Annotated in this window: 14 protein-coding genes; 8 read left to right on the top strand and 6 right to left on the bottom strand. The window is 44.1% G+C overall.

Translation table 11 applies throughout. The annotated features are described in order from the left end of the window. The first annotated feature begins 111 nt into the window (after nucleotides 1-111). The 6 genes from EJ419_RS06255 (at nucleotide 112) to mobF (ending at nucleotide 7,262) form a co-directional block, all read left to right on the top strand. Nucleotides 112-486 carry a hypothetical protein gene (locus EJ419_RS06255; RefSeq protein WP_131284737.1) on the top strand — a complete coding sequence of 125 codons (375 nt, stop codon included), beginning with the start codon at nucleotides 112-114 and terminating at the stop codon, nucleotides 484-486. 85 nt (nucleotides 487-571) lie between these two features. Next, nucleotides 572-925: a hypothetical protein gene (locus tag EJ419_RS06250; RefSeq protein ID WP_131284735.1), complete on the top strand. Its 354-nt coding sequence runs from the start codon at nucleotides 572-574 to the stop codon at nucleotides 923-925. A gap of 65 nt (nucleotides 926-990) precedes the next feature. Continuing rightward, nucleotides 991-1,311, top strand: a complete 321-nt coding sequence (locus tag EJ419_RS06245) for a hypothetical protein (RefSeq protein ID WP_131284733.1) — start codon at nucleotides 991-993, stop codon at nucleotides 1,309-1,311. 502 nt (nucleotides 1,312-1,813) lie between these two features. Then, on the top strand, nucleotides 1,814-2,377 hold the full coding sequence (locus EJ419_RS06240; RefSeq protein WP_131284731.1) for a hypothetical protein: 564 nt from the start codon (nucleotides 1,814-1,816) through the stop codon (nucleotides 2,375-2,377). Between the two features lie 44 nt (nucleotides 2,378-2,421). Continuing rightward, nucleotides 2,422-2,844, top strand: coding sequence for a hypothetical protein (locus tag EJ419_RS06235; protein WP_131284729.1), 423 nt, complete (start codon nucleotides 2,422-2,424; stop codon nucleotides 2,842-2,844). A gap of 38 nt (nucleotides 2,845-2,882) precedes the next feature. Further along, nucleotides 2,883-7,262 (top strand): MobF family relaxase, encoded by a 4,380-nt coding sequence (gene mobF / locus EJ419_RS06230; RefSeq protein WP_131284727.1) that lies wholly within the window; start codon nucleotides 2,883-2,885, stop codon nucleotides 7,260-7,262. A 105-nt stretch (nucleotides 7,263-7,367) separates the two neighbouring features. On the opposite strand, the gene EJ419_RS06225 is transcribed toward mobF, so the two are convergent. Then, nucleotides 7,368-7,853: a Fic family protein gene (locus EJ419_RS06225; protein ID WP_131284725.1), complete on the bottom strand. Its 486-nt coding sequence runs from the start codon at nucleotides 7,851-7,853 to the stop codon at nucleotides 7,368-7,370. Continuing rightward, a complete protein-coding gene (locus EJ419_RS06220) occupies nucleotides 7,850-8,368 on the bottom strand; it encodes a Panacea domain-containing protein (RefSeq protein WP_131284723.1) in 519 nt (172 codons plus the stop codon). Before EJ419_RS06220 ends, EJ419_RS06225 begins: the two co-directional genes overlap by 4 nt. 66 nt (nucleotides 8,369-8,434) lie before the next feature. Between EJ419_RS06220 and EJ419_RS08345 the strand changes: the two genes are divergently transcribed. Then, entirely contained in the window at nucleotides 8,435-8,611 is a 177-nt protein-coding gene (locus tag EJ419_RS08345; RefSeq protein ID WP_165496263.1) for a hypothetical protein, read from the top strand. Between the two features lie 25 nt (nucleotides 8,612-8,636). Here EJ419_RS08345 and EJ419_RS06215 read toward each other — a convergent pair whose 3' ends face one another. Then, nucleotides 8,637-9,218, bottom strand: coding sequence for a recombinase family protein (locus EJ419_RS06215; protein WP_131284857.1), 582 nt, complete (start codon nucleotides 9,216-9,218; stop codon nucleotides 8,637-8,639). A gap of 466 nt (nucleotides 9,219-9,684) precedes the next feature. Here EJ419_RS06215 and EJ419_RS06210 point away from each other — a divergent pair, with 466 nt between their 5' ends. Beyond that, on the top strand, nucleotides 9,685-10,332 hold the full coding sequence (locus EJ419_RS06210) for a hypothetical protein (protein WP_131284721.1): 648 nt from the start codon (nucleotides 9,685-9,687) through the stop codon (nucleotides 10,330-10,332). Nucleotides 10,333-10,655: 323 nt separating this feature from the next. Here the strand turns inward: EJ419_RS06210 and EJ419_RS06205 are convergent, their stop codons facing one another. The 3 genes from EJ419_RS06205 to EJ419_RS06195 form a co-directional block, all read right to left on the bottom strand. Next, a complete protein-coding gene (locus EJ419_RS06205) occupies nucleotides 10,656-11,645 on the bottom strand; it encodes a ketopantoate reductase family protein (protein WP_131284719.1) in 990 nt (329 codons plus the stop codon). 69 nt (nucleotides 11,646-11,714) lie between these two features. Then, the gene (locus tag EJ419_RS06200; protein WP_131284718.1) at nucleotides 11,715-12,101 is read right to left on the bottom strand and encodes a hypothetical protein; all 387 of its coding nucleotides are present in this window, start codon (nucleotides 12,099-12,101) and stop codon (nucleotides 11,715-11,717) included. Nucleotides 12,102-12,622: 521 nt separating this feature from the next. Then, a partial coding sequence (locus tag EJ419_RS06195) for a Cna B-type domain-containing protein (protein WP_131284716.1) occupies nucleotides 12,623-13,293 on the bottom strand: 671 nt, incomplete at its 5' end.

Raw genomic sequence — 13,293 nt, 5'->3', positions numbered from 1 at the left:
TGTCTCCCAGGGGATCCACGCGGTTTTGACATGGCACTCCAGCTTTTTACGCCGCCCGTGTTCAAGAAGTTGAACGAAAAATAATCAGCACAAGGAAAGGAAAACATAATCATGAACGATAAATTACAAGTAGCCTTGACTAGAGACGGACACGTCGCTTGGTTAAGATACGGACTGTTCACCCCAGAAGCAAAGGAAGAAATCCTCAACGCGTATCACGAAATACAAACACTACAACTTGATAATAAGGGGCAAGGCTTATACATGACAGTAAGCCCGCTGAGAGTAAGATTTAACTTTCCTACACCTGTAAACAACCCGGAATATTTTATAAGCGCCCACATAAATCAGCATGAAGCTGATGAAAACATTACAAAACTTGTAGACATTCTTTACAAGCAAGCCAAAGAAAAATGGGAACAATATTACTACATGAAAAAGTTTAAAGAACTCGCTGAAAAAACCGGCGCATACGTACCATTCTAAAAAATAATCCCACACACTCGGGTGGGACTGTACCGCCCCACCCGACACCTCACAAAATTAATTCATACACAAGGAGAACATAATCATGGTTGACATTCATTTTACAAGTTGCGGACACGGTGATATCCGTCAAGCGACTGCGAGCAATCTGGATATCACAAACGAGGACGACATACTCTCTACCTTTTACCTGATGTGGAATCTTGACATGTGCCCCAACCAAGAGCAAGACATGTCTATTACAGTCAATGCGAAAGGTGATGTAATTTTTACCAGTCCAAGCCAGCCATACGATACGAACAAAGTCGTGGGATGGTGTATCCATAATTTTTATTATGATGACACAATTGGTACCGTTAATGCAGACAACATTGTCAATCATGTTCGTGCTCTACATGAGGAAAGCAAAAAAAGATTCATTCGCAATAACACACGATAACCAAAAAATATTTAAGGGTTGCCCTCAAGGAGGAGCAACCCAAATCACGGAAAGAAAAACAAAAAATGTGTACATGGTTCGACAATGCGCGTGACTTAGATAAGGCGTTAGAAGATTACCCCAAGTTTAAAACATGGATGAACAACAAGCATACTAGTGGCGAGATTGAAGCGGCAAGCATTATGAGTGTGGACGAATGGTTTGATGACTTCATGACCACATGGATCAATCCACACTATGATGATATGACGAGTCAACCGATGAGTTTACTCATGCAATCCATCGACATTAATAAGCTGGCACTGTTATGTAGTTGGAACGAGGACGGTGGATGCGCGTTCTGCTACGACCCCGACTCGGGTCTCGTGCTCGATGTCGTGTATTAAAAAAATTTTTTCTAGAGTTTGCCCCTCACCTGTGTGAGGGGCAAACTCATTTTTGCGTTTCTAAAATTTTTATCATGTGAAAAAATTTTAAATGTGGTTATGCGGTATGGGGATAAAATTTTTTCTGATTTTCGTGTGAAAAATTTTTCCACGATGCGGGTAAAAGTGAAAAATATTTTTCTAGTACTTTTAATTTTTTGTTTTTAATTTTTGCTTATCTCATTTTTCTTCTATCCCACAATTTTTATTCATAAATTTTTAAGAAAATATGTGAAAAGAAAAATCATGTGAGTTGAAAACATACATTTTTATGTTTTCATGCACCAATGCACCCTCCGGGTGATTTTTCACGCTAAAGCGTGTATTTTCAATACCTCAAGGCATATAAATGCGTCATTGACGCAATCGGTTTTTCATCGATATCGATGAAATGTTTTTACACGTGTCATTACATAGTGACAGTACTATCGTCTGAACTAAAAATAATAGAAAGGAGGACAAGATGCCACAGAAAAGAGAATTTATTCCCATCATTCGCACATGTGAACGGTGTGGAAAACAATTCCAGGTTATGACTAGAAGACAGGCGCGTAAAAAGTTTTGTACACCAACATGTAGAAAACTTTTTAACCGTGATCATCTACAAGCCGAGCGTGATCGTGCACGTGATATGGCGTACGCGAAGCTGACCTTGAAAGACTACGAGCGTGACAGTATGATGCGCACTCTGAGCGAAGAAAACGAAAAACTCACTACGCGCAACAAACAACTTGTCGACCTCATCGACGAGTTGACTGTAGTGTTACCACGCATGGTAGAAACAGGATACATTAGCGTACACGCTGACTCTGATCATGCAGCTTATTGGGTCAAACGGTTTGAGAAATTACAACTCGACTGGAAACGATTACTGAGCCCACCCGATACGATAATCGACACGACCACCACACAAACCCGTGAGGTGAATAGTGTTGTAAGTGAGTACACTCCACTTGTCAGTGAGCATGACAATGATGAGTGGGATGAGTGGAACACCAGCATAGATGACGGGTACACCATCATCTAATAACAGGAAAATAATCCAACATAAATATAAGGAGAAAAATAATTATGGTATCCAAATTCGAAGAAGAACTGACACGCTACGAGCATGAAATGAAAGCACGCATGGACGCTCTCAAAGCTAAAGCAGCCCAGTTCAAAAGCATTCAAAAACGACTCGGCGCTATCGAATCTCGACTCGAAAAAGATATGCAAGCCTACCTCGATGAGTACCGAGCAGCACAAGACATGGGATTAAGTGTTAAAGAACTCAAAGACAATAACATCGATAATCTCACCGCTCTCATGCGCAAGCTCACCACAAGTGTGAATGCAAAAACACACACCAGCAAAGACGACACAAGCGTACTCGATAACACCATGAGCGACCATATGAGTGATCAAAACGAGCAGACACCACATGAAAATAATACTCATGATGAGTCGTCTCATGGTGAAGAAAATAGCTCGAACGAGTCGAACAATTATTAAAAATAATAACCAAATCACGCGTATGTAGGAGGACAACTATGAGTATGAGTATGAAAATAATTCACGCAGGATACACCAAATACCTCGAAGAATCTGTCAGCGACAGCATGAGAAATCTCACCACTCATGGCATGTCTTCCTACTATACGCATGAAGGAAACCCACCCGGATACTGGATGGGAAGCGGGCTTTCCATGATCGGAAAACATGAGGGAGACATCGTAGGGAAAGGAGAACTTTTCGACGTCATCGAACGCATGAACCACCCCGAAACACATCACAAACTAGCGTCACACATTAGTATGAGGAACGCTGACCCGCGCAAACCACACAGCTCATCAACCGTGCTCGGCTATGATGCAACATTCGCCGCACCTAAAAGTTTTAGCGTCCTCTGGATGATCGCTAGCGAAGAGCAAAAACGCGAACTCGATGCCATGTGGAAACAATCATTAAGCGAAGCTATCGGTCAATTCGAACACGATGCAGCCTACGGAAGAATCGGCAAAGGGGGAGTAGCACGTACGAAACTGACCGGGTTTACTATAGCTGCCTACCAGCATTACACCAACAGAAATGGTGAACCCCACTATCATACACATGCTGTTATCAGTAACCTCGCCACGCGCGAAGACGGGTCTATTGTCGCTTTAGATGGGCGCACACTGTTAAGTGTGAAAGAACACATCAACATTCTGCACGCGCAACGATTACGTTCCATCATGCATGAAAACTGGGGAATAGAATGGACGCTTACTGACAGTGTGAGCGGGGATAAAACCAAGGTCTGGGAAATGAGAAACATGCCCCGTGAGATCCTCGAAGAAGTATCCACCAGGCGTACCCACATCACAAACAGGCTCAACGAACTGATAGAAAAATACGAGACCACGCACGGGCATACTCCGACCGGTCGTGAGCTTAAAATGCTCGAACAGCGCGCATGGAATGACACCAGGCACCGTAAAACTCAGGACACTATCAGTGTGGATACATGCGTCCAACGTGTACAAGAAATCCCCCAGACCCGTGACATCGATGCGAGTGAACTCGTCGCAAGTCAACACGGGCAGGACACGCAAACCTACACGTATGATCATCTCGATCACACGCATATCCTCCACCTCATGACACCCTTATTAGAGGCGAACCTTACGGATGAAGCACACGCATCACGCTCATCGAATGCCAGTGAAAACGAAGTGAGTCAAGCGTTCGAACACACGGTAGCAGCCAATAAAACCACTTTCAGTCTCGACCATATTATCGCCACAGCGCAAACATTAACTGACGGGCTCAACCTGAAAACTGTGGACGACCACGTTGCTATCGCGCATCACATAACACGAGAATGTCTCACACGTTTTATCCCTATTACACCTGAACGTTATCGTATCCCCGACGAACTAGTGAACGACCCGCGATACACGCTCACCACCAGTGTAGGCGACCATGTGAGTGTGCTCGATATGAAAAAAGGCACCTCACTCTACGCGTCAATCACGCTCATGGATGCCGAAAAAAATCTTCTAACTCTTATTGATACTACGCATGACAACGGGTTACTCGACAGGGAAACAGTCACTGATCTTCTGGACCAGTATAATCAGCAAACACGCTATCCACTCTCTGTTGACCAGTATGATGCAGCAGTAGCAGCGTTGACCACGAAGCGTCACATATTTAGTATCATTGGTGCAGCAGGAACCGGGAAAACGACCACGCTCAAAGCCATGAAATACGTCATCGACCACACTCTCGGCGAGGGTCATCTCATAGGATCTGCACCATCGACCAGAGCTGCCGAAGAGATGAGTGAGAGCATGAACATTACATGCGCTAACATTGCAGCCATCCTTACCGAGAACACTCACCACGCGGTAGCAAAAAATATTCAGCGCATCGAGCAACAACTTTCCGACCCTACAGTGAGCATAGAAGAGAAGAAAAATCTGCGCGCCCAGCTCGTACGCGACCGTACGCAGCTTGCGCAATACACTATTCCTGATAATAGTGTGCTCATTGTGGATGAAGCAGGAATGGCCTCCAGTACCGACCTCGCCAAACTTTCCCAGCTAGCAGCCGATCATAATACGCGTGTCATCTACACGGGCGATCACATGCAGTTAGGCGCTGTCGGAGAAGGAAGTGGAGCCTTATATGAAACATACTTACAAGGCAAAGACCATTACGCACAGCTGACCACACTGTTCCGTTTCACGGATGAGCATGAAGCACACATCACACAAGACTTACGCGATGGAATCTTGAGTAAGGATGGCACCTACAGTGCAATACGCGACTACAGGAATATGAATCGTATTCATCAGAGTATGAGTGAGGATGCTATGAGTGAAAAAGCCTACAGTGACACACTCACAGATCTTGCCCACGGCTATGACGTGATCTTAATGGCCGCGGACAATGACACCGTTGCCCACATGAACGAACGATTCACTCTCGATTTAATGGCACAAGGAAAAGTAGAAACCAACCCCGCACTTCGCACAGAATTCGCCGACGGGGTCTCCTACGGGAAAGGCGATCATATTATCACGCGTAAAAACACCGGGCGAAACATCACCACCAGCCTCGGGGAGCGTGTGCATAACGGAGACCACTGGACTATCACCAACGTCGACATCGAACGCCAGATAGTAGAAGTGAAAAACCCACAAAATGAGGAAACTGCACGCCTGCCTTTCTGGTATGTCAAACAATACGCGCAAGGCGGCTACACATCCACCATCCACCTCGCACAAGGCGCAACCTACGATAAAGCACGCGTGATCATCAACACGGACAGTATCCTCAACCGTGCAAGCCTGTATGTGGCACAAACTCGTGGGAAAACCAGCAATGAGATTTATGTACAGCTTGCGCCTCTAGCAGATAATGATCATGCGAACTGGGTTAAAACCAAAGCCAGTGAACAAGAAAAACACGGTAAAAAATACTGGGCATACGAGTCAACCAACCCTGACCCTGAAAAGTATTACACTGACAAAGATATAGAACCAACAGAATCCGAGTTAGCTGACGCATACCTCAACCAGGTATGTGCCTCTACCCCTACCGTGCTCGCTACACGAAGTCGCACGCAATACAATAATCAGACTCACTCCATCAGTACACTGCTCGCGGAACGCCAATACTTACAAAACGTGTTGGTAGAAGACGATCTCATACAGGCTATGACCTCTCTATACAGTGAGCACGAGATCCAAGCCATGAAGACACAGCCAGGATGGAGTGAGCTGATTACTGCTTATGGGAAAGCATATATGATTGACCCACGCCAGGCGAATCAGATTATTACTCACCGAGTAAAAGGACACAGTGACATCAAGGTTAGTGATGCGGATCAGCATTTATTCACTACAATGCATGAAGGTGATACTATCAGTGTTCTCACCCGTAGTCTCAACCAGATTAGTAGCCCGCATCATGGGACAAGCCGCTTAGGCAAGTATGGGTACTTAACCACCTACACGCCTCAACATGTAACAGAGAAAACACCAGCACAATTACACATGCTGGAACAAGCCGACAAAATGCTCGAAGAAGCATTAGACAGACAAGCGGCTAAAAGTCTGAGCAATCCCACCGCATGGCAAAAAGTTATCCAGGGCAAAAACTCCCTGCCGGTGGTAGCAACCCGCGCCTACCACACATATATGAATCTCATCAAAAGCGTACTCATCTACAGGGCAGAACACTCTATCACTAACAATTTCGCACCCCTGGGAGATCGTATAAAAGCAGATGTTACCCCACTGTTAGCAGCATGGAGAACAAACCTGACCACACAAATATACGACTACAAAAACAACCAACCAACCCCACCACACACGCACAGGAAAACACACATGAACACTACAACAAACACCATCTATATCGCTGCCAACCCCATCCAAGCCCAGGAATATCAGGAGAAGCATCCCCACGCCCACATCCTCACAACTACGGATAGCGAACTCACAGAAAGTCTTTTCACCGATACGCGAAGCCAAGAAAACAATGAGACCGTCACATACACGCTCATAACCAGCGGAAACCGAGAACATGACAAAGAATTCCTCACTAACGCATATGAGCACATGACGATGCAAGAAAAAGCAACAGCCACTGTCGTTACCCGTACCAACAACCAGGAAGAAACCAGCCCATTATGGCAAGCATTAACAGACCAGATGATACCAGAAAACCTCACACGATCAAATGCTGTAGAATATCATCACACTATCATGGACACCATCATCGATGAACTACCCATCAGCATGCAAACAGACAGCGACCAATACGTACGCCATCACATCACACAAATCATCAAACAACACGAAGAAAAACAACAGTACGTCCAAGAACAAACACAACAACGTATTCAGCAGCAAAACTATTCAGCGAGCATAGAATAAAATAACACACAATACGGGGTGATGACTTACATAACACAGTGCCAAACCATCACCCCGTACATTTTTATTCCGTATTCATCCGTGGAGATTATAAAAGTATTCCCACTATAAGAATGGTTTATATACAGTATCTTCTATAAGAAACGCGTGAGTGCGTAATTGATGGGATAAAACATCGATGGGGATTTTACGTTCTACAATATCTTGAATCCACTGATACAGTGTATTATGCACCGGATCGGGATCATCAGTGAACGACAATCCAATACCATGCTGATACAATAAAGAAACACTCGTAACAACAGTTGTTCTTTTATTCGCATCAGGAAAAGGATGATCAGTAGATAACTGAGTAGCAAAATGTGCCACCTGATCAAAAATATCAGTAAACCCATGCAATTGAGCAGGCGTATGATCATAATACATACTAAAGTTTGCTGCAACAACACTTTCCACTAACCCGTAGGAGTGATTAGTAGAAACGTTGAGACCTTGAGAAGAGAGAAGAATAGCATCATGTGTCGAGCAGATGGATTCAGTAAACGATTCAATCTGCTCAACAGAGAAAATAAGACAATCATAGGGACTCATGCGTCACCTAGAATACGTAACGTGTTCTCATAGTTTTTCTCGGTCACAGCAATAGCATCAGCCAATGTTCCAAAACGTTGTGGATACATGCGTATATCAGATGAGTTCAAAATATCACTAATCGTAATAATACGATGGTGTTCACCAGTATAGACTTTAGACCATGCGCTACCAGCACGGTGTGAATAATTGACCAAGTCAAAAGCTGTCATCCACCCATACTTATCCATAACAGTATCCACAATATTTACAGCTGTAGCCTCGTAAGAAGACTCGTGAACAGGTACCGTAAAAATCCTGGAACTTCCATACTTCTTAAAAGTGTCATAAACTACAGGTTCAACAGGACCATAATTCCATGCTTGAATTTCATCGGTAAATAAAGCGGAATGAGGATCTCTGCGTAATGCTTCAACCTGAGCAAAATAGACAAGTTTATTGAGAGTGAGATTTGTCAATGACACATCATGAGCATACCCGTCAATAAAAAGAGCAGCAACATCTAACACTTTCATAACAAATCTCCTTCCTACCATATATACATATATAAATATATACGAAAACAATAAGACTATCTAAGCATGATGACACAAACAAACCCACACAATAAGAACAAGCACATCCTGACTAAGGATAGTAATGAGTCCATCGTAGAAACACAGTATCTCATGTCAATACCAGGAATGGAACACTCTCTTATAGAAGCACTCCATGAGCCAAACGAAGACTACACTGATGCTACAGACATACAATGGTAATATCACACATTTAAAATCTAGCCTTCTAGTCTTTTACACGTGTGGTATGAGCGGAGCGTAGGATTCTATAAATGGTGGATCGAGATAAGCGTGTTTGTTTACTTATCTCGCTGATCTTCATTCCGCCCGTATACATGGCAGTGACTGCTGATGCTTGAGGGTTAGCCGTAGAAGGGCAGCCAAGTTTCTTACCATGATTCTTCGCGGATTCTAATCCTTCTTTGACACGTTGGGACAGCTGATCGCGTTCTAATTGACTCAACGCTGCCATAACGGTTAAAAGGAAAGCTGACATAGGATTCTCGTCTGTAGTATCTAACCATGTATCGTGTAATGATTTGATAAACGCGCCTTTGGTTTTAATCTGCTCGATGATGGAGAGCATATCTTGGGTTGATCTACTTATTCTCGATAATTCCACGATGATTACTGTGTCGTGGGGTTGGAGTTCCTCTAGCATTCGGGTAAGTTCTGGACGCTTCCTAGTTGTACCGGTGATTTTTTCCTGATAAATATTTCGTGTATCGACTCCTGCTGCAGCCAGCAGATCAATTTGACGATTAATATTTTGATCACTGGTACTCACGCGTGCATATCCCACCAACATGACGAGCCTTTCCATTCTTTCGCATCGATGTACGGATTGTGTGTCATAAACGTATCAAAAATAGGGGAGAAGAGAAAAGACTTTTGGAACGTTTTATGACACACTTTCCACGGCGTGTCCCACGCGAAAACATGTGGACGAGAAGTGTGCCATAAAACTATACTTTATAAACACAGCCGAGCATCACGCGAAGACATGGGAAAACAGCAAAGACTCTTTATCAATATTTACTGGCGTGTACCCTGATACGACTTTTCATTGTCGTTTACTATAAAAACTGTCACACCCTGCACCCCTTACTTGTATATCAGGAAATATTGTGTCGTGACACACGATAAAAAATGAGAAGAAGAGAAAAAGAATGAGAAGAAAAACACTCTCAGTATCTACCATACTGATACTTATCGCAAGTATTCTTACATTCGGGTTTATACCCCAGGCCAGGGCTGCACAATCAACATGCTATGTGGCTGATGAAAATTTTAACAAAATAACACCCCTGCAGATTTTTACCGGCACATCGAGCACATCCACGTTTCCTGAAATCCCTACGCCTGTGTTAGAAGGGTATTATTCGCTCGAAGTAACCACGCCCGCTCAAGGGATCGATCCCGATGGAAGCATGGTCAACGTTGTATGTGATGTCAACTATCATCAGCTCGGACAAATCCAGCTCATCGATGAAGGCGGTAACGTGGTAGCAGAGCGCGTCTACGCTAATCATCCTAGTGATCCGTCCCAAGCGGATGCAACACCACTACCAGGTATCCCCAGTGGGTGGGAAATTATTCCAGGACAAGATATCCACGGGTATGATCCGACCAGTAAGACAGTGAACCCTAACGATATTAAAAACCCGTATCGTATTGGGCTCAACACGATAATACGTATACGTCCGATCTCACATCCACCAGTAACGCCAGCCACACCGGTAACACCGGTCACACCTCGTGTTCCTCAGTCGCCGGCTACTCCACCTGTTCGATCTCAGTCTTCCTCATCTCACCGTGTCTTAGCGCGCACGGGTATGGATATTATTCCTACACTTACCGGGCTTGCTCTTATGAGTAGTATGGCTGCCATGCTGCTCATCGTCATACGTAGACGAGGATAACACCGTGAGAATGGAATAAATTTTTTAGTCGTTTCGTGAATATCAAGTCGGGGACAGTCTCAATTTTTCTGGGTTTTGTCACCTCTTCCCAGAAAAAATAGCAGGGGGGTAAAGGGACTGTCCCCGCATTTTCATGTCCTCTCCTAGAGAGAGATAGGGAACATGAGATGGCACAGGGTGAAAAGGATGATGAGAATATTCATGAGCATGACAACAATAAAACAGCCAATCTTTACTTTCCTCGTATGTGACGTTGTCGATACGAGCACGAGAATGGGCAGAGACAGAAAATACACAAGAGCTAAAGCATCCATGAGAAAATGTCACTGTCTACGTTCATAAACCGTAGCAAGTTGTGGTTTTTTTCTATAAATCGTGTCCATGGCCTCATAAAAATACGGCATGTCAAGATGATAATCTTCCCCTGTCCTATACACGTTATGACACGCATACATGATATCGTTCATATCATTATGCATGAGCATAATACGCCGTGCTGGCTCATTATGGGCGAACATGTATTTCATTACATGAGACGCACCCCATGAAGGCATCATATACGGGCGAACCTCAGTGTGATACAGGGATAAATCCACGCCTCGTGCTTCGACTGTGTGTAAGGTTTCACGCACCGTGAGGATAGCTCTTTGCAGGGCGTGGGCATCCTTCATAAACTCGTCGGCAAGAATTTGAGGACGAGACACATCACCATTTCGACCGATCGTCGCGGTCACGGCCGCGTTAATAGCCATATGAATCCATATCCATTCGAGCATATCATGAGGGGTTTCAACCTGAATATGAGCATGAGTAAACAGACTCATCAAATCATGATACGACGAACACGTCGTATTCTTCGGGTTTTCGACCATGACATGATCTAAAAGAACACTATCGATAGCACCATGATATTTATATCCGCCGGCTGTAGGGAACGCAAGAATATACGGGTATCCATCAACAATCGACTCAATATCAGATCGGTTATCCCATAGGTTACAAAAGATCACCAAAGTACCTGTAAGCCTATTTGATCGTATAGTATCAACTGCTTGCTGTAAGAGCCCGTTTCTGACGCTAATAAAAATGAAATCATAGTGAGAATGAATAGGCGCTAAATGCACATCATACGAATGAATGTGCGTATTAGCAGGACGGTGCGCGCGACAATCATACAAATGAATATTAAGAGTACGCGGCGCGATAAGACTGGACTCATCGCGCAGCACATGATCTACATGGTGTCCTGCTTGGCTAAACGCATACCCATAGGTTGTTCCAATAACGCCAAGCCCAAGAATACAAATACGCATAAAATCTTTATCCTTTCCATTAAGCATTAACCCAAAAATTGTGTAAAACTGTATGTAGATAAGAATGGGTTAGTTGTCGTACATATGACGACGTAAATATTCAAACGCGTAAAACACGTAAAGCGCCCGGTGATAATCGGACATCGGGCTCACGGTGTCAATATCGAGGTTGTGAAGCATAGCGGTGAAAGAATAATCGGTCCAATTCGGGAAAATATAGTGTGTAATCGACAATGTATCAATATACGGTAATGTTAACGGATGATGCAGTAGCCTGTCATACACAGTACTGAGCTGAGGATAGACGTAATCGGTAATATCGTGTCCGACCAGGATGTCGGTTCCCATAAACTTTTCCATATCATGCAGCACACTCACATGGTCATCATCAGGTGTTTCACAGGCAGCACTATCTTCCAAAGACAGAGGAATCTTCGTATGATATGTGTCTGTCATAATCCCGTTGCGGATACGTAACAACCACACATCACACCCACTAGAGGTGGGGGTGATGGTTATGACGGTGTAATTCTTGAGATTTTTTATCACACGACAAGCACGTCGAAGATCTCGACGCGACGCGTGCGGATCGAGCAAAATATGGTTGGGATCTTTACTCGATTGGAAAACAAGACAATACAGGAACAGGAGAAAGAAAAGAGTAACGATACTGACGGTAATCCGCCACTCAGGCGCAACGGCTTGTCTGAGGGCCAGAAAAATAACTAAGACGCTGAAGAATAGAGCAGGGGGATATTTTTTCATCATAAGAAATTCTTGAGTCTCCTTCCACCACCTCAAAAAATGTGAGTCATCGTTAACTGTGAAGGTGGTAACTTTTTATGAAAATAGGGTCTCATAGACTGTAAGGGGTTATGGTCAATGATTATTTCTATGAGACCCTATTTCTTTACCATTGCTTTGATTGAGAGGAGAAGTTAAGGGGATCAAAACAAATGGTAAAGTCTTTATGATTTTTAGCGGCGCGTATGGTTAAGTAACACCACGACACCACCTATGACAGCAAGGAAGATAACAAGCCAGACAATCCATGCGATACTACTTCCCGTGTGTGCAAGGTGAGGCGTAGGCGGGGTAGGAGGAACACGGGTAGGCGTATGAGAATTCGTAATAGTAACGACTCCCTGGTTATTCGTGTTCCCTGTCATCGTATATCCTGTCACGGTAGAGGTTTCCGTGACCGTGTACACGATTTTCTTCCCCGCCTTGTAAACAGGAAGATTTGTGAATGTATACTCCCAGTCAGTATCCTTACTCAAAGTCACAGAAGAACCGGATGGTTCATTGTTAGCCATGAGCTGTACCTGAATACTGTTCGGACGAATCTTATCCTGATTATCCTTGTCATCCCACTTCTTAACCACTCGCACACTCGTAGATGCTGGAGTATGCTTATTCGTCAGATTAAACCCGGTTGTTGTGCTGGTATAACCCTCTACCGGGGTTTCACTAATCGTATAGGTAATCTTCTTGCCATTCTTGTAGACAGGAAGATTATTAAACGAATACACCCATCCCGTATCCTTACGTGCATGGGTTGTCTTAATCTTCACCCCGTCAGCGAACAGATTGACGCTAATATTGTCCGGGCGGATACCATCCTGGTTATCATGATCATCCCATGTTT

Source organism: Alloscardovia theropitheci, assembly GCF_004332295.1.
In the GTDB taxonomy this organism is placed as follows: Bacteria; Actinomycetota; Actinomycetes; order Actinomycetales; family Bifidobacteriaceae; genus Alloscardovia; species Alloscardovia theropitheci.
Note: the sequence above shows the minus strand (reverse complement) of the source record. Positions and strands in the feature narration are given on the sequence as shown.

Bases quoted from the DNA above. Each gene is read 5' to 3' on its own strand.
- EJ419_RS06255 (WP_131284737.1), top strand. From the start codon at position 112: ATGAACGATAAATTACAAGTAGCCTTGACTAGAGACGGACACGTCGCT.
- EJ419_RS06250 (WP_131284735.1), top strand. From the start codon at position 572: ATGGTTGACATTCATTTTACAAGTTGCGGACACGGTGATATCCGTCAA.
- EJ419_RS06245 (WP_131284733.1), top strand. From the start codon at position 991: ATGTGTACATGGTTCGACAATGCGCGTGACTTAGATAAGGCGTTAGAA.
- EJ419_RS06240 (WP_131284731.1), top strand. From the start codon at position 1,814: ATGCCACAGAAAAGAGAATTTATTCCCATCATTCGCACATGTGAACGG.
- EJ419_RS06235 (WP_131284729.1), top strand. From the start codon at position 2,422: ATGGTATCCAAATTCGAAGAAGAACTGACACGCTACGAGCATGAAATG.
- mobF (WP_131284727.1), top strand. From the start codon at position 2,883: ATGAGTATGAGTATGAAAATAATTCACGCAGGATACACCAAATACCTC.
- EJ419_RS06225 (WP_131284725.1), bottom strand. From the start codon at position 7,853: ATGAGTCCCTATGATTGTCTTATTTTCTCTGTTGAGCAGATTGAATCG.
- EJ419_RS06220 (WP_131284723.1), bottom strand. From the start codon at position 8,368: ATGAAAGTGTTAGATGTTGCTGCTCTTTTTATTGACGGGTATGCTCAT.
- EJ419_RS08345 (WP_165496263.1), top strand. From the start codon at position 8,435: ATGATGACACAAACAAACCCACACAATAAGAACAAGCACATCCTGACT.
- EJ419_RS06215 (WP_131284857.1), bottom strand. From the start codon at position 9,218: ATGTTGGTGGGATATGCACGCGTGAGTACCAGTGATCAAAATATTAAT.
- EJ419_RS06205 (WP_131284719.1), bottom strand. From the start codon at position 11,645: ATGCGTATTTGTATTCTTGGGCTTGGCGTTATTGGAACAACCTATGGG.
- EJ419_RS06200 (WP_131284718.1), bottom strand. From the start codon at position 12,101: ATGACAGACACATATCATACGAAGATTCCTCTGTCTTTGGAAGATAGT.